This is a genomic window from Gordonia sp. NPDC058843, assembly GCF_042743165.1.
Classification (GTDB): Bacteria; Actinomycetota; Actinomycetes; order Mycobacteriales; family Mycobacteriaceae; genus Gordonia.
This window is the reverse complement of record NZ_JBHYNC010000010.1, coordinates 118894-141830: the sequence shown is the minus strand read 5'-3', so window position 1 is coordinate 141830 and position 22937 is coordinate 118894. Positions and strand designations below refer to the sequence as shown.

21 protein-coding genes are annotated in these 22937 nt (G+C 68.2%); 11 read left to right on the top strand and 10 right to left on the bottom strand.

Annotated features, from left to right (window positions below; all coding sequences use genetic code 11):
• The 5 genes from ACFW3F_RS10080 to ACFW3F_RS10060 all read right to left on the bottom strand — a co-directional run.
• Positions 1-728 (bottom strand): DUF222 domain-containing protein (locus tag ACFW3F_RS10080; protein WP_388056802.1); only part of this gene is annotated, 728 nt, incomplete at its 3' end.
• Positions 729-935: 207 nt separating this feature from the next.
• Positions 936-1811 (bottom strand): VWA domain-containing protein, encoded by an 876-nt coding sequence (locus tag ACFW3F_RS10075; RefSeq protein WP_388056800.1) that lies wholly within the window; start codon positions 1809-1811, stop codon positions 936-938.
• A gap of 105 nt (positions 1812-1916) precedes the next feature.
• Entirely contained in the window at positions 1917-2867 is a 951-nt protein-coding gene (locus tag ACFW3F_RS10070; RefSeq protein WP_388056799.1) for an AAA family ATPase, read from the bottom strand.
• Positions 2864-3718: a mycofactocin-coupled SDR family oxidoreductase gene (locus ACFW3F_RS10065; RefSeq protein ID WP_388056797.1), complete on the bottom strand. Its 855-nt coding sequence runs from the start codon at positions 3716-3718 to the stop codon at positions 2864-2866. The genes ACFW3F_RS10070 and ACFW3F_RS10065 overlap by 4 nt, the downstream gene beginning before the upstream one ends.
• A gap of 14 nt (positions 3719-3732) precedes the next feature.
• Positions 3733-4560, bottom strand: coding sequence for a mycofactocin-coupled SDR family oxidoreductase (locus ACFW3F_RS10060; protein ID WP_388056795.1), 828 nt, complete (start codon positions 4558-4560; stop codon positions 3733-3735).
• Positions 4561-4688: 128 nt separating this feature from the next.
• Here ACFW3F_RS10060 and ACFW3F_RS10055 point away from each other — a divergent pair, with 128 nt between their 5' ends.
• Positions 4689-5309: a TetR family transcriptional regulator gene (locus ACFW3F_RS10055; RefSeq protein ID WP_388056793.1), complete on the top strand. Its 621-nt coding sequence runs from the start codon at positions 4689-4691 to the stop codon at positions 5307-5309.
• 27 nt (positions 5310-5336) lie between these two features.
• On the opposite strand, the gene ACFW3F_RS10050 is transcribed toward ACFW3F_RS10055, so the two are convergent.
• Positions 5337-5627, bottom strand: coding sequence for a hypothetical protein (locus tag ACFW3F_RS10050; RefSeq protein WP_388056791.1), 291 nt, complete (start codon positions 5625-5627; stop codon positions 5337-5339).
• Positions 5628-5710: 83 nt separating this feature from the next.
• Complete coding sequence (locus tag ACFW3F_RS10045) at positions 5711-6460, bottom strand: IclR family transcriptional regulator (protein WP_388056815.1); 750 nt, start codon at positions 6458-6460, stop codon at positions 5711-5713.
• Between the two features lie 199 nt (positions 6461-6659).
• Between ACFW3F_RS10045 and ACFW3F_RS10040 the strand changes: the two genes are divergently transcribed.
• From ACFW3F_RS10040 to ACFW3F_RS10000, 9 genes are all read left to right on the top strand, one after another.
• The gene (locus ACFW3F_RS10040; RefSeq protein ID WP_388056789.1) at positions 6660-10409 is read left to right on the top strand and encodes an ABC transporter ATP-binding protein; all 3750 of its coding nucleotides are present in this window, start codon (positions 6660-6662) and stop codon (positions 10407-10409) included.
• Between the two features lie 108 nt (positions 10410-10517).
• Positions 10518-11555 carry an NrtA/SsuA/CpmA family ABC transporter substrate-binding protein gene (locus tag ACFW3F_RS10035; protein ID WP_388056787.1) on the top strand — a complete coding sequence of 346 codons (1038 nt, stop codon included), beginning with the start codon at positions 10518-10520 and terminating at the stop codon, positions 11553-11555.
• On the top strand, positions 11552-12421 hold the full coding sequence (locus ACFW3F_RS10030; RefSeq protein WP_388056785.1) for an ABC transporter permease: 870 nt from the start codon (positions 11552-11554) through the stop codon (positions 12419-12421). The genes ACFW3F_RS10035 and ACFW3F_RS10030 overlap by 4 nt, the downstream gene beginning before the upstream one ends.
• A complete protein-coding gene (locus tag ACFW3F_RS10025) occupies positions 12418-13233 on the top strand; it encodes an ABC transporter ATP-binding protein (RefSeq protein WP_388056783.1) in 816 nt (271 codons plus the stop codon). Before ACFW3F_RS10030 ends, ACFW3F_RS10025 begins: the two co-directional genes overlap by 4 nt.
• Positions 13230-14330 carry an ABC transporter substrate-binding protein gene (locus ACFW3F_RS10020; RefSeq protein ID WP_388056781.1) on the top strand — a complete coding sequence of 367 codons (1101 nt, stop codon included), beginning with the start codon at positions 13230-13232 and terminating at the stop codon, positions 14328-14330. The genes ACFW3F_RS10025 and ACFW3F_RS10020 overlap by 4 nt, the downstream gene beginning before the upstream one ends.
• Positions 14330-15421 (top strand): LLM class flavin-dependent oxidoreductase, encoded by a 1092-nt coding sequence (locus tag ACFW3F_RS10015; protein ID WP_388056779.1) that lies wholly within the window; start codon positions 14330-14332, stop codon positions 15419-15421. Before ACFW3F_RS10020 ends, ACFW3F_RS10015 begins: the two co-directional genes overlap by 1 nt.
• Positions 15422-15471: 50 nt before the next feature.
• On the top strand, positions 15472-16644 hold the full coding sequence (locus tag ACFW3F_RS10010) for an LLM class flavin-dependent oxidoreductase (protein WP_388056777.1): 1173 nt from the start codon (positions 15472-15474) through the stop codon (positions 16642-16644).
• Between the two features lie 68 nt (positions 16645-16712).
• The gene (locus tag ACFW3F_RS10005; protein WP_388056775.1) at positions 16713-17429 is read left to right on the top strand and encodes a class II aldolase/adducin family protein; all 717 of its coding nucleotides are present in this window, start codon (positions 16713-16715) and stop codon (positions 17427-17429) included.
• A 233-nt stretch (positions 17430-17662) separates the two neighbouring features.
• Positions 17663-18589, top strand: a complete 927-nt coding sequence (locus tag ACFW3F_RS10000; RefSeq protein ID WP_388056773.1) for an ABC transporter substrate-binding protein — start codon at positions 17663-17665, stop codon at positions 18587-18589.
• A 9-nt stretch (positions 18590-18598) separates the two neighbouring features.
• Here ACFW3F_RS10000 and ACFW3F_RS09995 read toward each other — a convergent pair whose 3' ends face one another.
• Positions 18599-20155, bottom strand: a complete 1557-nt coding sequence (locus ACFW3F_RS09995; protein WP_388056771.1) for an MFS transporter — start codon at positions 20153-20155, stop codon at positions 18599-18601.
• Positions 20152-20748, bottom strand: coding sequence for a TetR/AcrR family transcriptional regulator (locus ACFW3F_RS09990; RefSeq protein WP_388056769.1), 597 nt, complete (start codon positions 20746-20748; stop codon positions 20152-20154). The genes ACFW3F_RS09995 and ACFW3F_RS09990 overlap by 4 nt, the downstream gene beginning before the upstream one ends.
• Positions 20749-20856: 108 nt before the next feature.
• On the opposite strand from ACFW3F_RS09990, the gene ACFW3F_RS09985 reads away from it, so the two are divergent.
• Positions 20857-21978, top strand: coding sequence for a GIY-YIG nuclease family protein (locus ACFW3F_RS09985; protein WP_388056813.1), 1122 nt, complete (start codon positions 20857-20859; stop codon positions 21976-21978).
• Positions 21979-22184: 206 nt separating this feature from the next.
• On the opposite strand, the gene ACFW3F_RS09980 is transcribed toward ACFW3F_RS09985, so the two are convergent.
• A complete protein-coding gene (locus ACFW3F_RS09980) occupies positions 22185-22907 on the bottom strand; it encodes a hypothetical protein (protein WP_388056768.1) in 723 nt (240 codons plus the stop codon).
• Positions 22908-22937 lie beyond the last annotated feature (30 nt).

Genomic DNA, 22937 nt, shown 5'->3' with positions numbered 1-22937 from the left:
TTCATGCCGGGCTTGGCCCAGACGGCGAGCAACATCGTGACGCGGGCGGCGAGTTCGGGCGTCAATGTGGCTGTCATCTTCGCGGTGCCGTCGGCTCGTTGCCGGTTGACCCACAGGTTGCGGCGCCGCTTGCGTTCGGAATCGTCGGTGAGAGTGCCGTCGGGATCGAGATGGGCGAGCAGACGGGCACCCAACTGGGTGATGTCGGCGGGCGTGTGGGCTTCGGCGATCCCGGCCATCTGTCGTTCAGCCGCAACCTTCACGTCATGCTCGGTGGCGTGGGGGATCTGGTCGAGGACGTCGAGGGCTGCGTGGACGTGTCCGGTACCGACAGCTCCTGCGGCGAATGCTTCGGCCAGTGTGGGGTGTTCGGGTTCGAGGCGGTCGCCGTTGAGGCAGGTGAGGGCGGCGGTGGCGTTGAGGTGTTTGCGTCGCCGCACCGGGTTGGAGACGCGAAGGCGATGGCTCATGAACTGGATGAGGGTGCGGTACCCGGTCGTGCGCGGCAGGTCACGTGCCTCGATTTCGGCGATCTGGCGGTCGCCGGCGAAAGTGGTTCGGGCGATTGCACGTTCGGTCGCAGCGGCGACGTCGATCAGTTCGTGGTCGGTGCACGCGGACAAGTCGACGGTCTGCAGTTCGTCAAGGAGCGCATGCAGCTCGGTCGCCAGCTCGACGGCACGCGCTCGGGATGCCGAATTGTCATCGACGTGTGTGGTGCCGGTCATGGCGGTTGCCTCCCCCCCCCGAGAACTGTTGCCGCGAATGTACGTTCGAGTGTACACCAAGGTAGACGCTTGTAAAGGCTAAAAGCACTGTCGTGCAGCGGCATTCAGTCACGACAACTTGTCGGTGCCGTGTGGTAAAGGGCGCGCGCTGCCTCCTCTCGAGACTCACGCTGCGATCGGCCCGACGGTGACCGCCGCGCGGCCCGCCTAGGCGAAGATCGCCTGGAGGGCGCGCACCACGTCGTGGTGATCGCGGATCGTCCGGCACCGTCCGCGACCGATCAGCGCGAGGTCCTTGCCGAGCTCGGCGTCGTGTTCACCCGAGGTGTCGAGCAGCACGTCGAGGCGGGGGAGCCGGCCGGCCACCTCCCGGGGATCGGGACCGGCGTTGTGCACACAGTCGCTCAGCAGGATGATGCGCGCATCCGCGGCCGGTACACCGTCGAGCTGCTCGAGTGCGGTCTGCAGTGGGAACGCGACGTTGGTCAGACCCTGCGCGGGCAGTGCGAGCAGTTCGTCGACGAGGTGTTCGGTGGTCACCGGTCGGCCCAGTGGGGTGATGAGCGCGGCGTCGGACCAGAAGGCGATGACCGCGAGGTCGTCGCGGCCGAGTTCACCGGCCAGCGCACCGGCCGTCGCGGCCGCGGTGCGTACCTGCTCTCCGCGGGTGGAGCCGGACACGTCGACCGCGAGCACGATGGATCGCCGACGCCGCACCCGCTCCCGCACACGGATGTCGCCGTCCTCCGGAATCGGTTGGGCGACGATCGCCTCGAGGGTGGCGTCGAGATCGAGCTCGTCGGATCCTCCGCGCCAGGGAAGGGTGGTCAGTGTCCCCTTGGCGCCGCGGCGGGCGTTGCGCGTCATCAGCGGACGCGCCAGGCTCAGCTGTCTGGCTATCTTGACGGCGCGCTCACGAGCGACCGGATCCGATGGCGCGCCGCCGGAGTCGTCGTCGCGTACCCCTGCATCGTCGGTCATCGTGACCGTTCCCCGCGACGATCCGCGCGGGGCGTCCTGCGTACGACGCCGACGCACGGCTTCGGTGACGGCGCCGCCGGGACCGGACGCCTCGATCAGCACCGGGTTCTCCGTCAGTTCCTTGGGCTTGCGTCGCAGCGGCTTGCGGCGAACGGTTCGCGCCGTGCCTGATTCGCGGACGAGGGGTGAGTCCGCGTCGACCTCTCTTCAACCGGGTTCGGCCGCCGCCGGCGCCAACAGGAAGTGGTTCTGCCAGATCTCACCGAGTACGTGCTCGGCGGTCGTGATCGCGGTGTCGTCGAGATGAATTCGGCCCGAGAGAGCCACATGCATGGCGTCGAGGAAGGTGGAGGTGTAGTCCGGCGGCAGATCGCGAGGCGGCGAGGTCGCGTCGTCGTGCGGGATCGCGATGCCGCGCATCTCGCAGAGCTGACGGGCCAGCAGTGCGGTGTCGATGGCTCCGCGGACGCTGCTGCCCTGGCGGATGTCAGTGTGCCGACGAGTGTCCCGGGTGACGCCGACGGCGTCCGCAACCACGCGCGCCGACGTCGATCCCGTTCGGCGTGAGACGATCTCGCGCTCGGCGGCTGCGTCCTGGTAGTCGACCACCAAGCGACACATGCGGTCGTACACCGACGTCGACAGTCGCGTAGTCCCGACGTTGTCGAAGGGGTTCATCGACGCCACGATGCGGAAACTCGGCGCGGCGGTGATGGTCCCGACGCGCGGAACGGTGATGGTGCGCTCGGCCATCGCGGTGAGGAGGGTGTCGATCGTGTCCTCCGGCGCCCGGTTGAACTCCTCGACGTAGAGGAACCCGCCTCGCCGCATGGCGTCGAGCAGGGGGCCGTCGACGAAGTTCTCGGGGGAGTAGTCCTCGCGAAGTACCCGGGACGGATTGTGGTGACCCACCAGACGACTCGGGGTGAGGTCGGCGTTGCCCTCCACCAGGACCAGCGGGATTCCCCAATCGGCCGTGATGGCCCGCAGCAGCGTGCTCTTCGACGTCCCCGGCGGGCCCTCCAGGATCAGGTCACGACCGGCGGCAACCGCGGCGAGCACGAGGTCGAGTTCGCGGTCGCGGCCGACCACCTCGTCGGCGATCCGAGCCCGGATCGCCGCGAGGTCGCCGGTTTCCCTGGACCGGATCGAGGTCACTTGACGGGGTCCTGATTGACACCGGCCAGGAGCAGATGGCCGGCGTCGACGGGAATGGTGACGCCGGTGACGGAGGCCGCCAGCTCTGAGTTGAGGTAGAGCGCGGTGTTCGCGATCACCTCGGGTGGCATGAACGTGTGGCCCTTGAGAGCGTGGAAGTGGTATCCGCCCTCGATGAGGTCGTCGGCGGTACCGCCCTCGTGGCCGGCGAACATGTCGTAGGCGCCCTGCTGGTCGGTCATCGGTGTGCGGATGGCGCCCGGATTGATGGAGTTGCAGCGGATTCCGTGTGGCGCGAGTTCGAGCGCGATGTTCTTCATCAACCCGATCACACCGTGCTTGGTGGCCACGTAGTGCGAGTAGTTCATGCCGGGCCGGAGTCCGTTGACCGACGATGTGATGACGATCGAGCCGGACTGTCGCTCGATCATGTGCGGTGCAACGGCTTTCGCCGACTTCCACACCCCCGTGAGATTGACGTCCATCATGTCCGACCACATCTGCTCGGACATCTCCCAGAAGGGCGCGCGGGTCCAGATCCCGGCGTTGGCGATGAGCACGTCGATCTTGCCGAACTCGGCGATACCCGCCGCAACCGCGTCGTCGAGCTGTGCCTGGTCCCGGACGTCGGCGTCGAAGGACAGTGCACGATGGTCGAGAGCCTCGACCTGGCGCACTGTCTCGGCCATGTCGTCGGCCGTCGCCAGCGGGTAGTCGACGGAGTCGAGTCTGCGCGTGATGTCGAGCAGGATCACGTCGGCGCCCTCGCGTGCCGAGGTGACGGCGTGTGCGCGACCCTGGCCCCGCGCGCCGCCGGTGATGAGAACGGTCTTGCCGTCGAGAAGTCCCATGTCGTCTGACCTTTCTAGAGTCGTCCGCCGGCGTCGACCACGTGCGTGGTCCCGGTGACGTAACGGCCGTCGTCGGAGACGAGGTAGAGGATCGCGTTGGAGATGTCGACCGGCTCGACCATGGACACCGGCAGCCTGTTCAGTTGCCTCGCGGCTTCCTCGAAGTCGGCGCGGGTGGGTTGTTCGACGTCGGGGCGGAACAGCTGGTACGTGGCGTCGTTGAGGATCATCTCGGTCGCCACAGTGGTCGGGTGCACGGTGTTGACGCGGATGCTCTGCGGTGCCAGCTCTTTCGCGAGGACCTGCATCATGCCGATCAGTCCGGCCTTGGCGGCGGAGTAGTGCGCGATGTTCTCGTTGGCCCACATCGCGGCGAGTGAACTGGTCAGGACGATCGAACCGCCGCGTCCGCCGGCGACGATGTGTGGTGCCGCCGCCCGAACGGTCTTCCACACGCCGGTGAGATTGATGTCGATCATGGTCTGCCACATGTGTTCGTCCATCTCCAGCGTCGGCGCCATGGTGCTGATGCCGGCGTTGGCGAGGACGATGTCGATGCGGCCCAGCTGTGCCATCCCGTCGTCGGCCGCCTTCTGCAGCGCCGACAGGTCGCGAACGTCGGCTTCGGTCGCGACGATTCGACGATCGAGGGCCTCCACCTCGCGGACGGTCTCCTCGAGATCGCCCGGCTTTGCGGTGGCATAGGGGACCGTGTCGACCTGCTCGGAGATGTCGACGGCGATGATGTCGGCGCCTTCCTGCGCCAGACGCACGGCGTGGCTGCGTCCCTGACCTCGTGCTGCTCCGGTGATGAAGGCGACTTTGCCCTCGAGTTTGCCCATGGCGATCCCTTCGACGCGACGTGTACTGAGTGATGCACGTCTCACTTGGAGGATATGACACACCGTGCCATAAGGGGTCGAAACGAACTTTCCGATGTGAGGTGGGCGGGGCCGGCCGGGGTGACACGATGGCGAGCATGGAAACCGCACGGCCTTCGGAGGTGCGCGCCGACCGGGGTGGCCGCCCCGCCACCACCAGCGCGCATGAGCTCGCCGCACGCGCGCAGGAACTGTTTCTCGAGCGAGGCTTCGAGAAGACGAGTGTGGGCGACATCGCAGATGCCGCAGGAGTCAGCCGCCGGACCTTCTTTCGCTACTTTCCGTCGAAAGCCGACGTGGTGTGGGTGGAGTCGGCGGCCGAGCTGGAGCGCTTCCGCGAACAGGTCGCGGCGGCGACCGACGCACCGCCCCACCTGGCGGTGACCGAAGCCTTCATCGCGGCGATCGATCACGGCCTGGCCGAGGAGAGGTGGGCACGTCACCGGGCGCAGCTCATTCTCACCGTCCCCGCCGTGCAGGCGCAGGCGAATGTCGTCTATCGGCAGTGGAGGGCGGTGATCGCTGACCACGTCCGGGCGCATCCGACCATTGGTGACGATGACGCGTACCCGACCGCTGTGGCATATGCGGTCATCGCAGGATCATCTGCGGCACATGAGATGTGGCTCGATCATGACGATCTCGAGCTCGGCGCCTGCCTCCGTCGGATGTTCGAACTGATGGTGCCGGCGTCGTCGCTCCGGCGGTGAACCCGGACGGCGATCGCGGCGGTGACGTCAGTCCTGCTGGTGCGGCCAGTTGCCCTGCGTGATCAGCTCTTCGAAGTGCCGGATCAGTTTCGGATTGAGGTCGTCCTCGACGGCTCGCCGGAAGTCGCCGTCCCACTGCGTGAACCATTCTTCGTCACGCTTCATCAAGAAGATCGGCCATCCGTGGGTGATGTCGAGTTCGTCAGCGTAGAGGTCGGTGGACCCGTCCTCTCGCATGTACCAGTAATCGTGACCGGATTCCCAGAACGCCTGCAGCTCGCCGGCCGTGACGTAGTACTCGCCGTCTGCTTGCCTCATGGATCCGATGGTAACGATCGCCCGTCGCGCAAATCGGGGATTGCCGAACCACTCGGCGCAACGGGTACGTGGATGTCGTCAGCTCACTGCGACAGGGCGATGCTGATGTCCCGTGCGGTCGACCGGCCGAGGTCGACAAGGAACGGAATCCGCTCGGGACTCATGAGTTCGGTTGCGCCGCGGATACCCAGGGCGAAGCGCACCTCCTGGTCGTCGGACGCGGGGAAGATCGGTAGCCCGATGGTGCGATGGCCGGGGCTCAACTCCTCGTCGTTGAAGCCGTATCCCCGCTCGCGCGTGAGGGTCAGCTCCTTCGCGAGCTCGTCGGGGGTTCGGACGGCACGGTCGGTGCCGTCGGAGTAGGGAAGGCGTTCGAGCTCGTCCTGGCCGACGTTGGAGAACGCCAGTAGGGCCTTGCCGAGCGCAGAGGCGTGTAACGGGAGCAGGACGCCCTGGAGCGCGTGCCCCTCTGCCTCGCGCCATCGGCTCGTGCCGAGAAGGACGACCTCGTTGCCGTATCGCATCGCGACCGAGGCCGACGCGCCGGTGGTGGCGGCGAGTCGTTCCAGGTGTGGTTCGGTGAGGTAGATCCGGTGCTGGCGGTAGGCGATCTGACCGTACTGCGCCAGGGCACCGCCGAGGCGATACCGACTTCCCTCCGCGGTCTTCTCGAGGAATCCGGCGTCGACCAGAGCGGTCAGCAGGCGGTGCGTCGTGCTGAGCGCAAGGCCCTGCGCGCGTGCCACGTCGGTGACCCCGAGCTCGTCTCCGCCGCGGAAGCAGCCGAGAACGGCCAATGCCCTCGACACGGTCTGTACACCCGAGCCCGCCATTCGTCGCACCGCCTCCTCGCCTTCCGGTGAACCCGGACCTGCCCGTCCGCTCTCGGTCGGCACCCGGAGTAGAAATCGGCCTGATTCAGGAACTGGCCACTTTCCACTATTCGGAAGATACTCCTCGCGAAGAGGGCCGTCGACATCAGGATCAGCGCGGTTCGAGACTGTGCAAACGGACGATCGGGCGAGGAGACGTGTGACCGACGAGAGTGGGCCGGGTTGGTTGCGACGGCTCTGGCAGTGGGTGCGCCCTTACCGCGGCCGGGTGTCCGTGGCGCTCGTGCTGGCGGTGGTGGGACAGGGACTCCTGGCGCTGGTGCCGCTGGTCCAGCAGATCATCGTCGACGACGTCCTCCTCGACCCGACGCAATCCCTCGCGTTCTGGATCGCCATCCTGTGCTCCATCGGCGTGCTGAGCTTTGTCTCTCACGCACTGCGCCGGTACATCGGCAGCCGGTGTGCCGTCGACGTGCAGCACGACCTCCGGGTCGCGGTTCATCGTCACCTGCACGCCCTCGATGCGCGGAGACGGGCGGAACTCGCAGCGGGCGATGTGATCTCGAGAGGCACGTCGGATCTGAACCTGATCCAGATGTTCATCTCGCAGGTGCCGCTGTTCGTCGCCAACCTGACCTTGCTCGCGGTCGGACTCGTCGTGATGTTCTTCTTGTCCCCGCCCCTGTTCGTGGTCGTCGCGGCGAGTGTTCCGGTCCTGTTCTGGGTCACGCGCCGGCTCCGCCGTGAGCTGTACCCCGCCTCGTTCGGTGACCAGGTACTGCTGGGTCAGGTCGCCGCGGCGGTCGACGAGGAGATCGCCGGGGTCGAACTGATCCGCGCGTTCGGTCAGGAGGAGGCGCGGCTGGATCGGTTCCGCGCCCGCGGGACCCGACTGTTCTCGTCGCGGCTACGCAGTGCGCGGATCTCGGCCCGCTGGAGTGCGGCGATGGTCGCGATCCCGGTTTTCACCCAACTGGGCGTGCTCGTCGTAGGGGGATGGCTGGCCATGAACGAACACGTCTCCGTGGGTGTGTTCCTCGCATTCGCCTCGTACGTCCTGCAATTCGCGCCCCCGGCGCGGTTGCTTGCGGCGATGGTCACGACGATGCAGCTCGCGCGGTCGGGCGCCCGGCGGGTGTTCGCGCTGCTGGACACCGTGCCGGCGATGGACGCGAGCGGTCCGGACCTACCGTCACCGCGCGGGACGATCGAGATGACCGACGTCGACCTCGCGCTCGGTGGCAACCCCGTCCTGCGCGGTGTGACCACGTCGATCATTCCCGGCAGCCGCGTGGCGATCATCGGGCCGTCCGGCGCGGGCAAGACGACGCTCGGATCGATCATCGCCCGCCAGTTCGATCCCGATCGTGGATCGGTGCGGATCGGCGGCACCGACCTGCGCGCGGTGTCCCCGCGATCCGTGCGGTCGGCGGTGATGATGGTGTTCGACGAGAGCCTGCTGTTCTCGGGCACACTTCGCGACAACATCGCGATGGGTTCCGCTGTCGACGACGCCGGGATCGCCGCGGCGGCCCGATCCGCCGCGGCCGACGAGTTCATCGAGAAGCTGCCGGGGGGCTACGACACCGTGGTCGGCCCCGGCGGGATCTCGCTGTCGGGCGGACAACGCCAGCGGATCGCGCTCGCCCGTGCCTTCGTCGCCGACCCGGCGGTGCTGATCCTCGACGACACGACGTCGGCGCTCGACCCGACGACTGAGCGGGCGGTACTGGCCGGCCTGGAGGAGCTGATGGTCGGCCGGACCACGATCTTGATCGCCCGGCGACCCGCGACGACCGAACTCGCCGACCAGGTCATCGTCCTGGAAGCGGGGCGCATCACGCACGACGGCCCGCCCTCGGAGGTGCTCACCGACCCGCGCGTCGCGGCACTTCTGGCCGGTGGCGTCGTGCGCGGTGGTTCGGCCATCGCGCGTTCGATGACGCCGGACGACGCGATCCCGAGTCCGGCGAGTTGGCCGGAGGTCGACGAGGCAGGCGCTGATCCGGTGGTCCGGGCCCGGTTGGGGCTCGACGCCGACGAGAGCGGCAGACAGGTCCAGCAGGTGGACTCGCACCTGCGCGAGGCGCTGCTCGCACTCCCGCCGCTGACCGAACTACCCGCGCCCGGGGACGACCGGCCGCCCCTCCGGTCGGGCGCCCGGACCAAGGTCTTCGGCCTGACCGGGTCTCTCCGCCCCTTCTGGTGGCCGGTGGTGCTGTGCATCGTGCTGGTGCTCGTCGATGCGGCGACGACGCTGGCCATCCCGGCTCTCTTCCGGCACGGCATCGACAACGGCGTGGGTGTGCATGCGGCGACCGTGTTCTGGGTGACCTGCGGGATCGTCCTGGTGATCGCGCTGGTGTCCTGGCTGAACTCGTGGGTCCTGGCGCTGCGGGCGGCCAGGGTTTTCGAACGCGTCCTGTTCGCACTGAGGCTCCGGTTGTTCGGGCATCTACAGCAGCTCCGCATCGACTACTTCGACGGACGGCAGTCGGGCCGCATCATCACCCGGCTCACGAGCGACGTGGACGCGGTCGCCCAGCTGATGACGCAGGGCATGGTCAACGCGATCGTGAACGTGTGCACGTGTGCCGGCATCCTGGTGGTCCTGGTGCTCCTCGACATCCGGCTGGCCGCCGCGATGCTGGTCACCATGCCGTTGCTCGCGGGGGCGTCGTGGATCTTCGTGCGGGGCTCGAATCGGGCGTATCTGCAGGCCCGTTCGCGCATCGCGACAGTCACCGCGCTGCTCTCCGAACACCTGGGGCGGGTCCGGATCACCCAGGCGCACAACGCCGAGCAGTGGACGACGGACACCTTCGGCGGTCACTCGCGACGCTACCGTGATGCGCGCCGCCGCTCGATGCTCTACATCTCGGTGTTCTTCCCCTTCCTGAATCTGCTTGCGGTCGTGGCGAAAGCGCTCATCCTGATCGTCGGCGCACAGCTCATGGGTGCGGGCACGCTCACCGCCGGTGTGTTGGTTGCCGCGCTCCTGTACGTCGATCTGTTCTTCACCCCGCTCCAGCAGTTGTCGATCGTGCTCGACCTCTGGATCCAGGCCCGAGTGGGTACCCAGCGGATGCGTGGGTTCCTCGACACCCCGGTCGACGCGGCCGGGCGACGGGAAGCCTTCGATGCGCGACCGTTCGCTGCCCGCACATCCGGTGCGACAGTCGAGTTCGACGGGGTCGTGTTCGGCTACGCGTCGGACTCGCGGCCGCGCGGGCGCCCCGCGCTGGACGGCCTGGACCTGGTCGTCCCCGACGGCGAGACCGCAGCCGTCGTGGGCACGACCGGTGCCGGCAAGAGCACCGTGATGAAACTGCTGCTGCGGTTCTATGCACCCGATCAAGGGATCGTGCGGGTCGGCGGCGCCGACCTTCGCGATGTCGACTCGCGGGTGGGCGGCCTGTCGATCGCCTATGTACCGCAGGATCCCTATCTGTTCGCCGGGACCGTCGCATCCAACATTGCGTTCGGGCGTCCCGACGCCGGGCAGGCCGAGATCGAGCGGGCGGCGAGATCGGTCGGCGCGCACGAGAGCATCGCGGCGCTACCGCTCGGCTATCAGACTCCGGTGGGGCCGGGCCGGGCCACGCTGTCGGCGGGCCAGCAGCAACTGATCTGTCTCGCGCGTGCCGAACTCGTCGAGCCGGACCTGCTGATCCTCGACGAGGCGACCTCGGACATCGATCCGGGTACCGAAGCGTCGGTCCTGGCCGCGCTGCAGGTCGTCGCCCGAAGGCGCACAACGGTTCTCGTGGCGCACCGACTCACCACCGCGGCCTGGGCGGATCGGGTCGTCGTGATGCGGAACGGTCGGGTCGTCCAGTCCGGACCGCATGCGGAGCTGGTGTCGAGGCGGGGTCCTTACCGCGACTTGTGGGAGAGCTACGCACCGACCGACTCAGTACTGAGCGAAGTTGTCAAGCTTTCCAACTGATGGAAACGCAGAGGTGTGCGGGGCGCCTGCGTCCGCATAACGTCTGCGGTATCCCAGTCCACGTGTTCTTCAAGACACGCCTCACCACCTGTCGAACAGGAGCCCTTCATGCCCGTATCCCCACGATTCCGTCTCGCCGCCGCCGCGGTCGCAGCGGCAGCGCTGCTCACCGTCGCCACCGGGTGCGCGTCGGGCGACTCGGACGGCGGCACCGCCGGTGGTGGCGATCAGTACGTGCTCAAGGTGACCGACCCGGGCAACGCCGGACCATTGGCAGTCGGCAAGCGCGATGGGACCTTCGACGAGGCACTGGCCCCGCTCGGCGCGAAGATCGAATGGGTCAATTCGACGCCGGGATTCTCCTCGAACCTCAAGCTGTTCAACACCGGCCAGCTCGATGTCTCCGGTGGCGCCTACAGCCCGGTCGTCGGAGCGCTGTCGAAGAACGTCGGCGTCAAGATCATCGCCGTGGCCGACCCGGCCGGCAAGGACCAGAACGGCATCCTGGTCACCAAGGACTCCGGAATCACCGATGTCGCGGGGCTCGTCGGCAAGCGGATCGCGGTCAACCCGGCGGGTAAGGGTGAGTACGTGACGCTGAAGGCCTTGAAGCAGGCCGGGATTCCGTTCGACAAGGTGGAGCGCGTGCCCCTGCAGCAAGCGGAGGCCGGGTCGGCGTTCTCCACCGGCCAGGTCGACGCCTGGGCGTCCTTCAATCAGCCGTACCAGGAGGCGAAGGCAGCCGGCGGGGTCGAGATCGCCACCGAGGAGAGCATCGGTTCTGTCGACAACACCATCGTCGCCTTCCGAACAGAGGTGCTCGAGGAGCGGCCCGATGTCGCCGACGCCTACCTGAAGACGTTGCAGAAGTTGACCGATCAGCAGCGCGAGAATCCTGACGACTACGAGAACGTCTTCGAGGAGGCCGGGCCTCGGGCGCTCAGCGGAGACCGGCTGACCCGTGCGCTCGCCCTCGGCGCCGGGGCGTCGACCCCGCGTTACCCCACGCCGGAGGATGCCGAGGACCTGGAATCGGTGTCGGCGCTGTTCGTCGAGGCCGGCGTGATCCAGAAGCCGGTGACGGCCGAGGACATCTTCTTCGATCTGCCCGCACAGTTGCAGAAGTTCCAGAGCGGACAGAAGTGACGTCGACGACGGTCGCCGAGGCCGACTCGGGAGCCGCTGCGGCGCAGCCGGTTTCCCAGATCGGACTGGAGACCCCCCGCACGCGCAAGCAGCGCAATCGTCCGGTGTGGCTCTCGCTGCCACTGCGCTTCCTGGTGCCCGGCGTCATCGTCGCGGTCTGGTGGATCGGAACCGTCTCCGGCGCGATCTCACCACAGGTGATCGCCTCGCCCCCGGCTGTTTTCGACGCCTTCGTGGAGCTCTACCGCACCGGTCAGCTCGTCGACTTCGCCCTCGCGTCGCTGGAACGCGCGGCTCTGGGTGTGGGTCTCGGTGTCGGTGTCGGCCTGGTCCTCGGCGTGCTGGCCGGTCTGTACACGCTCGGTGAGGAACTCATCGACTCGACGATGCAGATCAATCGGGCCATCCCGTTCCTCGCCCTGGTCCCCCTGTTCATCGCCTGGTTCGGCATCGACAACACCTTCAAGGTCCTGCTCATCGCGATCGCCACCGTGTCGCCCATGTATGCCTACAGCTATCTCGGGGTCCGCAACGTCGATCGCAAGATGATCGAGGCGGCACAGGGTTTCGGACTCACCGGAGGTCGTCTGATCCTCGGGGTGATCATCCCGGCGGCGCTGCCGGGAATCCTGATGGCGCTGCGGATCTGTCTGTCGATCTCGATCACCGGCCTGATCGCCGCCGAGCAGGTCGGCACCCGGGAGGGCATCGGCTACCTGGTGAGTCTGGCGCAGGAGTACAACCGCACCGACTACATGATCCTGTGTGTCGTGCTGTACGCCATCCTCGGTCTGATCTTCGACCTGATCGTCCGCATCCTCGAGAAGTACTCGATGCCGTGGCGGGCGGGGGTGACGGTCCGATGACCACCGAGGCCCCGCTGCCCCCACTCCTCGACCGGCAGCCGACGCGGGCCACCGCGCGCGAACGCCGTGCGGGCCAACCGGTCGCGGTCTCGCTGACCGGCGTGACGAAGGCCTTCGGTGCGAAGACCGTTCTGCAGTCGGTCGACCTGACCATTCGACGCGGCGAATTCGTGGTGTTGCTCGGTCCGTCGGGCACCGGCAAGACGACCCTGCTCCGGCTGCTGACCGGGCTCGAAGAGCCCGACGCCGGTGAGATCCTGGTTCCCGCCGCGCGCACCACCGTGTACCAGGAGCCGCGGCTGGTGCCGTCGAAGCGGGCACTGGCAAATGTGACGATCGGTCAGCGAGGCGGCAAGACCACGAAGGAACGCGGCCGGGCGGCGCTGGCCGAGGTCAATCTCGCGGACAAGGCGGAGGCCTGGCCGGCGACGCTGTCCGGCGGTGAGGCGCAGCGCGTCGCGCTGGCCCGGGCCCTCGTCCGCGAACCGGAACTGCTGCTCCTCGACGAGCCGTTCGCGGCGCTCGACGCCCTGACCCGGCTCCAGATGCAGGACCTGGTCGGCGATCTCGTGGCCCGGCACCAGCCCGCGGTGCTGCTGGTGACCCACGACGTCGACGAGGCGGTCCGCCTCGCCGACCGCGTGATCATCCTGTCGCACGGCACCTTCGGCGTCGACGAGGACATCGACCTGCCCCGCCCGCGTGATCGCTCCGATCCCGAATCGCTCCGCTACCGGGCCGAGTTCCTCCGCGAGCTCGGCGTCGGCCGCATCCATTCCGACACCACAGAGTTGAGGACCAATCCCCGATGACCATCGACAGCGCGACCACCATTCCTGCCGCAACCGCCTCGGCGACCTCCGCCGACGCCGACACCGTCTGGTACACCCGATGCCCGGTCCCCACCGCGAGCGGTCTCGCGAACAGTCTGGGCTGGCTCGGTGAGCCGGCCTCGGCTGCGGGCCTTGGCTTCTCGATCCTCCAGGACGCCGGCGCCGAACTCGCACCCCGTCACTTCGACCATCAGCTGTCGGGATTGATCCGCGAAGGCGGCAACGTGCCGGCGATCGTCGCCCGCGCGTCCGGCTCGCCGACACGACTGATCGGACTCACCTGGATCGACGAGTCGCAGTCGATCCTCGTCGGACCCGACTCCGACATCGACGACGCCGCCGGTCTCCGGGGCAAGCGGATCGGGATTCCGGCGTGGGCGGTGGACCAGGCACGCAGCTTTCCGCGCGCGATGTCGTTGCACGGCTTCGCCTCTGCGCTGGCCCTCGGCGGACTATCCTTCGGCGATGTGATCGTGGTCGAGACGGCGGGCAACTGGGAACCGCGCGTACGCACCGAGGAGGCGAATCGGCTGCGATCGGTGCCGTCCGGCTTTCCCGAACTCCTCAACGGTGACGTCGACGCCATCTACGTGAAGGGCGCCCGCGCCGCCGAGGCCGCCGCCGAGAACGGCCTGCGTGTCCTCGTCGATCTCGACTCGACCGAGTCGAGGCGATCGCGGGTCAACAACGGCACACCGCGCCCGATCACCGTGCATGAGTCCCTGCTGCAGGAACATCCCGAGGTCGTGGTCGGCTTCCTCGCGGCGAGTCTGCGCGCGGCGGACTGGGCCGCCGGGAATCTGGGAACAGTGCGCGAAGTACTGGCGCGGGAGACGTTCTCGGGACCGGAAGGTGTCGTGGCGGCGTACGGGGACGACTTCCACACGTCGTTGCATCCGTCGCTGTCCGAGGAGCGGCTCGATCTCCTCGGAATCCAGAAGCGCTTCCTCTACACCTACGGATTCCTGCCTGCCGACTTCGACATCGAGAGCTGGGTCGACCCGGAGCCCTTGCGGCGAGCGCAGGCCGAGATCGACTCCGGGAAGACCGTTTCGGTCGACACCGGGGGACAGTGATGGTCGCCTTCGAATGGGAGGTGCCGACGCGCGGCGACAGCCGGCACGTCGGTTCGGCGGCGCGTCATCGCGGTGGCTGGGCCTCCTCGCCCGGATCGGCGGTGGCGACCGACCTCCGTACGGACGGCCGGTGGGATCCGTTCGACCCGACCGAACAGGTCATCACCGCGATCGACACCGCCGGCTACGACACGGTGATCGCCCCGTACGACCCCGCAGGTGAGGAATCGTGGATCCTGGCGGGGATCGCGTTGCGACGCACACGACATGCGCGGGTCGCCGTCGAATTCCATCCCGGTTTCGGGACACCGGTCTACGCGGCGAAGGTGTCGGCGACCCTGCAGCGGAACTCCGATGACCGGCTGCAGTGGCACCTGAGCGTGGTGACCGATGCAGCGGACAACCGGGCTCGCGGAGATCGGTTGACCGACGCCGAGCGCTACCGCCGGGCGGACGAGTTCCTGACCGTAGCCAAAGGTGTGTGGGACGGGGCCGGGGACCGCCAGGGCGGATTCGACGGTGGCGAATTCAACCACGTGGGCGAATTCTACGAAGTCACCGACGGTGGACTCGACCGGTCGGTGCACGGCCATCGTTTCCCGACTGTCCGCCTGACCGGGGAAAGCGACGAGGCGCTCGCACTGTCGGCCAGGCACGGCGACATCCACCTGTTCGAGTTGTCCTCGACCGGTGCGGCACCGGCGATCGGGCCACTCTCCGAACTGGCGGCAGCACTCGGACGGACCGTCGAGGCCGGCCTCTACCTACCGGTGATCGCCCGGGCGACGAAAGACGAGGCGGTGCAGCGCCTCCGCCGTCAGTGGCGCGACGCCTACGGCGCCGACGCCGACACCCGCGCGGAGGATCTCTGGGTCGACGACGTCACCTTCACCGGCTTCGACCGGATCGGACACCGACACCCGATCGGCCTGGTCGGCTCCTACGACGATGTCGCGCAACGGATCATCGACCTGACCGGACAAGGCTTCGCGCGATTCGTCCTGTCGGGCATACCGAACATCGAGGAACTCAACCGCAACACCGAGCACCTGCTCTTCCGGGCCGACGAACGCAACCGCGTCCTGTCCTGACCGGCCCGATCCCTGACCGACCCGTTCCCTGACCGACGACCGGAGACCCCATGACCATCGACTTCTACTGGCGGATAGGGATGGGTGGCGACCACGCCACCCTGCGCACGCCGCGCCGGCTCAACCGGGGCGACTGGCGCGGCGTCCAGCCGGGCAACCTGACGCCGGCGATCCGTGCGGGAGAACGCGACTCCTACAGCTACATCGACCACATGGCGGCCGTGGCCAAGGCCTCGGAGAGCGCCGGCTTCGTCGGCGGGTTGCTCCCGTCGTTCCCGGGGACCGACGATCCGTGGGCGGCCGCCGCGGCACTGGCCCGCGAGACCAGCACCTACCGGTTCATGGTCGCGTTCCAGCCGGGTTTCCTGCACCCGCTGCAGGCTGCCCGGATGTCGGCCAGTCTGCAACGCGCAACCGGGGGACGCCTCGTCTACAACATCATCAGCGGGGGCGGTGGTCCCGCCCAGCTGTGGTGGGGCGACAAGGTCGCCCACGACGACCGCTACCGCCGGACCAGTGAGTTCCTCGACGTCCTCAAGGGCGTCTGGGGGAGTGAACCGTTCGACTACGACGGTGACTTCTTCCGCACCGAGGGTGCGGTCCTGCCGGCACAACTCGCCGAGACACCCTTCCCGGAGATCTACTTCTCCGGATCTTCCGGCGCCGCGGTCAACGCCGCCGGCAGCCACGCCGACTACTACCTCTCCTGGCTCGAACCCTTCGCTGATCTGCGCGCCAAGTTCGACGGGGTGCGCGAGCACGCGGCGCGTCTGGGGCGTCGTCCGCGCTTCGCGGTCCGCATCGACATCCTCGCCCGGCACACCGCCGAGGCGGCGTGGGCAGAGATCGCCGAGGGTTGGCAGCACGTCGACCGTGCCGCGGCGAACCGCCAGGCGCAGGGAGACTCCGTCGGGGCGGGCCGGATCAAGGGCTGGGTGCCCGAGAACATCACCGACTACACCGATCTCGAGGTCCAACCGAACGTGTGGTGCGGCTTCAGCCTGATGCGCGGCGGACCCGCATTCGGGTTGGTCGGCAGTTACGAACAGGTCGCCGAACGGCTCGACGACCTGATCGATCTGGGCGTCGACGCCTTCATCCTGGCGGGCAACCCGCACCTGGAAGAGGCCTACCGCGTGGGCGAGGAGGTCCTTCCGCTCCTGGGGCGGTCGCGGCTCGGCCGCGTGGAGACCACGACCGACTCCGCGCTGGGCGTGGCCTGACCCTGGGTGAACCGCACCGCACGCACCACTTTCGACCACTGACAATCCGTTTCATCTCAAGGAGAGACATGACCACCGTAGTAGCCGGACTCGACCGAGAGGTCGCCGAATTCGTCGCCGAGGCCACCGAGCACGCGCAGAAGGCGTTCGACGTGTTCCGTACCACCGGAACTGTGTCGGCGAACGGGACCGCCAACTTCGTCGAGCGTGTGCCCGGGCGTGAGATCGCGGTCGCGCTGAACGATCCGGGGCCCTGGGCCGATGACCTGACCGTGCGTCCCGTGGTGGCAACCTTCGACGGCGAGATCCTGTCCGGTTCGGGCGCAGCGGGTTTCGTGACGTCCTATGCACCGGTGTTCCGCGCCCACGAGGACATCACGACCGTCGTGCACATCCACACGCCGTGGTTGGGTGCCTGGGCACAGACCCACCGCACCCTCCCGATCCGGTACGCAGCCTCCCAGCGGCTGACCCTGTCCCGGGAGATCCCGCCGCACATCAACCGCCGCCAGCCCGCGTCGGAGTTCATCCTCGAGCGTCTCGAGGAGGACCCGCATCTCGCCGCGATCTTCGAGGCGAACGGCGGCTCCAACGTGATCGGTCGCCAGGGTCTGCTCGACACCGCGAAGTTCATCGTCCTGCTGGAGGAGGGCGCCCAGTTCCAGGCGATCGCCGAGGGACTCGGCGGTTCGGCGGAATTCCACCCGACCAACCTCGAGGTGCAGTGGAAGCGCAGCGGCCTGCTCCCCGAGGCGCGCGAACGCGGTCTCATCCCTGAGATCTGATCGCACTGTTCCCTGAGGTGCGAGTGACGTCGTCGGGCCCTTCGAGGCTCGTCGCTATCGCTCCTCGCACCTCAGGGAGCAGGGGGGGTCGCTATCGCTCCTCGCACCTCAGGGAGCAGGGTGGGTCGCTATCGCTCCTCGCACCTCAGGGAGCAGAAAAGTCGCACTTCAATGAGCAAGCATCCGCACGAGCCCATACGGCGGCCGGCCGGCCGCAGAAACCGAGAGAGACAATGACCGTTCGAGTCGGCTATTTCCCGCACAACAACTCCCTGTTCGTACTCCGGCACCGGGGCATCCTCGAACAGCGCATCGACGTCGAGTGGGTCGACCTACGCAGTCTGCCCGCGAGCCCGGAACCGGACCCGACGACCGGCCTGCCCACGCTGCACTCGGACTGGCTGTTCACCGAGGGCGGCTACGACTTCATCGGGACGGGCTTCACGCCGCCGATCACGGGTCTGGCGCAGGAGCGCGACCTGGTCTATGTCGGGGTGTCCGGACCGCGTACGGAGAACGGGCGTCTCGTGGTGAAGGCGGACTCCGACATCGACTCGGTGGCCGCGCTGAAGGGCAAGCGGGTGGGTATCGCCCACGGTTCGTGGCAGACGACCCTGCTGCTGTTCGCGCTCGACTCGGTCGGACTGACGTGGAGCGACATCGTGCCCGTCAACACCTCGGTCACCGACGGCGCGGATCTCTTCCGTGACGGCACGATCGACGCCTGGGTCGGCGCCTATCCCGGCCTGGCCGCCGTCGAACGCGACCTCGAGTTGCGCACCCTGATCGACACTGACGGTCTGTTCAGCCACCCGTCGCTGTGGTTCACTCGACGCGACTTCGCCGAACAGCAGCCGGAGGAACTGGCCGCGATCGTCGATGCGCTGCGCGAATCCGATCAGTGGATCGTCGACCATCCCCGCGAGGCCGCCGAGTACTTCGTGAAAGACGTGGTCGACCGTGGCGGGGACGCCAGCCTCGACGCCTGGGAAGCCGCAATCCGTAACCGGCCGTACGGCATCGGGCCCGTGACCGAGGAGTTCCTCGACGAGCAGCAGCGCGCCGCCGATCTCCTGCACGCGAACGGCCTGCTCCCGCGCGAAGTGCGGGTGCGAGATGCCGTCCTCCCCGAGACCGAGGCGGCAGTGGCCACGTCCTGACCCCTGCGCTCAGTGCTGCGCGGCCGTGACATCCGTGCCGCGCGGCACGAGGGCGAAGACGGCCACGGCGACGGCGACGAGCGTGAGCCCGCCGATCAGACTCGTCTGCTGCATGGCATCGGTGAACGCCGTCGCCGCACGTTCCGCGAGGCCGGGTGCCCCGGCGGCCTCGGCGAGACCCACGGCGGCACCCAGAGATTCGGCGGCGGCCTCGGTTGCCTGAGCCGGAACCCCGGGGATCGGGTCGCTGGTCAGCGTCGACCGGTACAGGATCGACGCGATGCTGCCGAGGATGGCGACCCCGAGCACGTTGCCGAGGTCGTACGCGGTCTCCTCCAGCGCGGCGGCGTTGCCCGCCTTGGCATCCGGGGTGTCGGCCATGATCATCGCCGACGCGATCGCCAGCGAGCCGATGCCGAAGCCGACGAGCACCTGGGCGGCGGCGACCGTGCCGTAGCCGAGCCCGTCGGAACCGAGGGACATCAGCGCCATGCCGACACCGGCGATGCCGATGCCGCCGGCCACGACGGCGCGCGCGCCGATCATCCGGGACAGCGGGGCGGCGATCATCGAGGACACGATCGCTGCCCCCGCCACCGGCAGCAATCGCACACCCGCCGCGATCGGGGAGTGGCCCTCCACGAGCTGGAGCCACTGCGCCAGGAGCAACAGCGCCGCAGCCAGTCCGAACATCGAACCGAGCGCAGCCAGGACACCGGCGCTGAAGGGGCGGCTGCGGAACAGAGAGACGTCGAGCAGCGGTTCCGTGCGTCGCCGGCAGCGCCGCACGAACAGTGCCAGGACCAGGACCGCGCCCAGCAGGGCCAGCCAGGCTGCCGGTGCGAGGAGAGTCTCCTCCTTGGCGAACCGCTTGATGGCCCAGACCAGGGCGACCATGCCGGCAATGGACATCAGGGCGCCGACGGCGTCCCACCGGCCGGGTTGCGGGTGCTTCGACTCCGGCAGGATCAGCAGGGCGGCGACGATGGCGACGACCATCAGCGGCACGTTGACCAGGAATGCGGCCCGCCACGAGAAGTACTCCAGGAGAACGCCGCCGACGATCGGTCCGACGGCAGCGCCGAGACCCGACACCGCGGCCCACAACCCGAGTGCGGTGGCGCGTTCGGCAGGGTCGGTGAAGATACTGCGCAGCAACGACAGCGTGGTCGGCATGATCATGGCGCCGCCGACGCCCAACAGCACCCGCACCGCGATCACCGCGCCGGGCGACTCGGCCAGGAGGACGAGTGCCGAGGCCCCGCCGAACACCGCGAAGCCGGTGACCAGCATCCGCTTTCGACCCCATCGGTCGGCCAGGGAACTCATGGACAACAGCAGCCCGGCCAGCACGAGCGAGTAGGCGTCGATGATCCACAGCTGCTGGTCGGCGGTCGGGCGCAGGTCGCCGGCCAGGTCGGGGAGCGCGACGTTGAGGATCGTCAGGTCGACGGTGATGACCAGCAGACTGGCCGACAGCACGGCGGCCGACGCCCACCGGCGCCGGACGGACAGGCCCTGCCCGGCGCTGGTCGACGGGGTGGTCTCGGATGAGTGCTGCGTCATCGTCGGCTCCGGTTCTGGTCGGTGGAGGTGTCAGCGGCACTCAGTGCGGTGAGAGCCGTGAGGGTGGCGGTCAGGTCGTCGATGGACAGCGGTGTCCCGTACAGCAGTGCGTGCATCGCCACCCCGTCGGTGTATGCCGCGATGGCGCGTGCGGCCGTATGTCCGACGTGGGGTTCGAGGATCTCGACCAGTCCGTCGGGCCAGCGGATCGCGAGCGGCCGGAGTGAGGGATCGATCACCGCGGCCGACACGAGTGCGAGGTCGGCGCGCATCAGCCGTTCATCGGACATGTAGTCGTGGAGCGCTTGGGCGAACACCACCGCCGACGGTCCGTGCTCGTCGAGTGTCTCGGCCACCTCGGCCAGGCCCGAATCGATGTCGTCGGCCAGGCGAGCGAGTGCGGCCTCGCGCAGATCGTCGAGCGTGGCGAAGTACTGCGTCGTCGACCCGAGCGGCACGCCTGCACGTTTCGCGACGAGCCGGTGTGTGAGCCCTTCCGAACCGACCTCTGTGATTAGGGCGGCGGCGGCCTCGATGATCGTGCGGCGCCGTTCCTCGGGATCGCGGCGGCGGCGGGGGGTGGCCTCCGTCATGACGTCCTCTCCACGTTGATGTACGTATGTACATGTACAAACGTACAGTAGCTCCTGCCGGTATTCGACGTCGAGGGCTGGCATCATGCGACCATGGCTGTGCGCAGGATGGATGCGGTCGAGTTGCCGCGGACGGCACTCGACGCTTTCCTCTCATCGTCGGCCTTCGCCGAGATGCTCGATCCCGGCGACGAACGAACTGCGTCGCGGAGTGCTGCGGCACGACGCGCCGAGGTCGCCGACGTCATACGCGCCGTCGGCCGCTTCGCCGGCCGGCGGTTCGTCGACCGGGAGCGCGCTGGTGAAGTCGTCTTCGGCGGGGTCACCGGCGGCGGGCTCGGTGTCCGACCGTCGGTCGTCGACGAGGTGCTCGCACTGTTGCGACCGGTCGGGGTTCCGTCCCCCGGTGCGCCGAAGCCGGTTCCGCACGAAGCCAAGTCGGCCCTGGGTGAGTACGTGTACGCGCTCGTGGACCCGCGGGACGCATCCTTGTTCCACGTCGGTGCGGGTCGCGGTGACCGTGTGTACCGCTACTCGGCTGCCGCACTCGCGGGAGTCGTGCCCGATCCGGCCGACATCGTCGGCGGCGACGATCCGGCCACGGTCTCGGCCGCGGTCGAAGAGCGCATCCGCGACATCGATGCCGACGGGTTCGGCGTCGAGCACTGGATTCTTCGATACGACCTCGATACCGTGGATTCGGCTGAACTGCATGCTCTTTCGTTGCGATGCACCGGTCTCGACATTGCCGGCCTGGCCGGCGGCGACATTGCCGGCCTGGCCGGCGGCGACCTGTCGGCCGCGCCGGACACCCACGGGCCGTGGCGTATCGAGGAGCTGATCCTGCGATTCGCGGCGCCGGTGTCGCCACCGTTACCCGAGGTGTGCGTTCTGGTGAAGGTCGACGCGTCGGCCCGCGGCGACGCCACCGCCGACGACATCTATCGACTCGCCCGCAGCGCCTGGCGCGCCGGACCGCACCGGACCGTGCCCGACCTACCCGTTCTGGTCTTCGCCGATGATCTCGTCCGTGCCGTGCACCGCGTCGACTACTGGGAGTCCTATCGCGACGCCGAGGGCAACCTCGATCCGAAGCGGTGGGTGTACACCGGGAGACCCGACGCGGAGCTCGAGGCCCGATACGTGGGCACCAGTCTGCGTGACGTCCGCGCAGAGCGCGGCGGCAAGTGGAATCCGTCCGGGTGGCACCCGTACGGGCATGTTCCCTGAAGCAGCGATGGCCGGCCTGGCGTTGGAACGAATCCCGCTGCCGTCGCCGATGACGAGGTGTGCGACCTGGAGAACTCGCGGCATCGTCCATCGACAGGAGCCGGCACGGTGAACAAGCTGGTGACAGTGGCTGTGCGACCACTGTCGCCGGGCGTCCGGTACTTCCTCGGCCGGACGCTCAACCCGTTCGAGTAGGACGGTCCGGCTCACTTCCTGGTGCGCCGACTCCCGCCGTGCCAATCCTCCTGGACACCCGCCTCGTCATCGGTCACACCGAAGGCCCGCAGCTGCGGCTTCTCCCGCAAGCTTCGCTTGAGCTCGGCGAAGCCCGGGAAACTCGCCAGCCCGATCACGTGATCCCAGAGAACGACGGCGTCGTCGTCACTCGGCAGCCGGCTGATCACGGGCCCGAAGAACGCGACGCCCGCCGGCGGCTGGAAGTGGATGATCGGCGTACCCACGTCGCGACCGGTCAACGCCAGGGCCTCGTCGGTCTCGCCCTGGATCTCCGCGTCGTAGCCCGCGTCGTCGAGTGCTTCGACATGGTGCGAGGGCAGCCCGAGATCGTCCAGGACGGGGCCCAGGAAGTTCGCGGTGCCGCGGAGATCAGTGGCGTCGACCGTGTAAGAACCGGTGTGGGCGTCGAAGATCCGCGTGCCCAGCGCCTCGTACAGCGGTCCGACCGCGGCCGATCCGTGCTCGCGACGGATGCTCGCCGCCGCTCGCAGCAGGCGGAGTCCGGCCGTGTGCCCGGCCTCGTACTCGGGTGGGAACTGCGCCTCGTAGTCGACGTGAGCGTTCAGCAGGCGTAGCGAGATGAATCGCCAGTCGACCGTGTAATCGCGCTGGGACTGCACCTTTCGCACCCATTTGCTCGTCATCCACGCGAACGGACAGACGGGGTCGAAATAGAAGTTGACGTCGGCCATGGACTCGACGGTAGACGACGCCGGGAGAGG

What these genes read in the sequence shown, in the direction of transcription:
- ACFW3F_RS10050 (WP_388056791.1), bottom strand. Translation starts at nt 5,627, where the DNA reads ATGAGGCAAGCAGACGGCGAGTACTACGTCACGGCCGGCGAGCTGCAG.
- ACFW3F_RS09990 (WP_388056769.1), bottom strand. Translation starts at nt 20,748, where the DNA reads ATGACGGAGGCCACCCCCCGCCGCCGCCGCGATCCCGAGGAACGGCGC.
- ACFW3F_RS10060 (WP_388056795.1), bottom strand. Translation starts at nt 4,560, where the DNA reads ATGGGCAAACTCGAGGGCAAAGTCGCCTTCATCACCGGAGCAGCACGA.
- ACFW3F_RS10015 (WP_388056779.1), top strand. Translation starts at nt 14,330, where the DNA reads ATGGTCGCCTTCGAATGGGAGGTGCCGACGCGCGGCGACAGCCGGCAC.
- ACFW3F_RS10055 (WP_388056793.1), top strand. Translation starts at nt 4,689, where the DNA reads ATGGCGAGCATGGAAACCGCACGGCCTTCGGAGGTGCGCGCCGACCGG.
- ACFW3F_RS09980 (WP_388056768.1), bottom strand. Translation starts at nt 22,907, where the DNA reads ATGGCCGACGTCAACTTCTATTTCGACCCCGTCTGTCCGTTCGCGTGG.
- ACFW3F_RS10010 (WP_388056777.1), top strand. Translation starts at nt 15,472, where the DNA reads ATGACCATCGACTTCTACTGGCGGATAGGGATGGGTGGCGACCACGCC.
- ACFW3F_RS09995 (WP_388056771.1), bottom strand. Translation starts at nt 20,155, where the DNA reads ATGACGCAGCACTCATCCGAGACCACCCCGTCGACCAGCGCCGGGCAG.
- ACFW3F_RS10005 (WP_388056775.1), top strand. Translation starts at nt 16,713, where the DNA reads ATGACCACCGTAGTAGCCGGACTCGACCGAGAGGTCGCCGAATTCGTC.
- ACFW3F_RS10020 (WP_388056781.1), top strand. Translation starts at nt 13,230, where the DNA reads ATGACCATCGACAGCGCGACCACCATTCCTGCCGCAACCGCCTCGGCG.
- ACFW3F_RS10035 (WP_388056787.1), top strand. Translation starts at nt 10,518, where the DNA reads ATGCCCGTATCCCCACGATTCCGTCTCGCCGCCGCCGCGGTCGCAGCG.
- ACFW3F_RS10065 (WP_388056797.1), bottom strand. Translation starts at nt 3,718, where the DNA reads ATGGGACTTCTCGACGGCAAGACCGTTCTCATCACCGGCGGCGCGCGG.
- ACFW3F_RS09985 (WP_388056813.1), top strand. Translation starts at nt 20,857, where the DNA reads ATGGATGCGGTCGAGTTGCCGCGGACGGCACTCGACGCTTTCCTCTCA.
- ACFW3F_RS10025 (WP_388056783.1), top strand. Translation starts at nt 12,418, where the DNA reads ATGACCACCGAGGCCCCGCTGCCCCCACTCCTCGACCGGCAGCCGACG.
- ACFW3F_RS10045 (WP_388056815.1), bottom strand. Translation starts at nt 6,460, where the DNA reads ATGGCGGGCTCGGGTGTACAGACCGTGTCGAGGGCATTGGCCGTTCTC.
- ACFW3F_RS10000 (WP_388056773.1), top strand. Translation starts at nt 17,663, where the DNA reads ATGACCGTTCGAGTCGGCTATTTCCCGCACAACAACTCCCTGTTCGTA.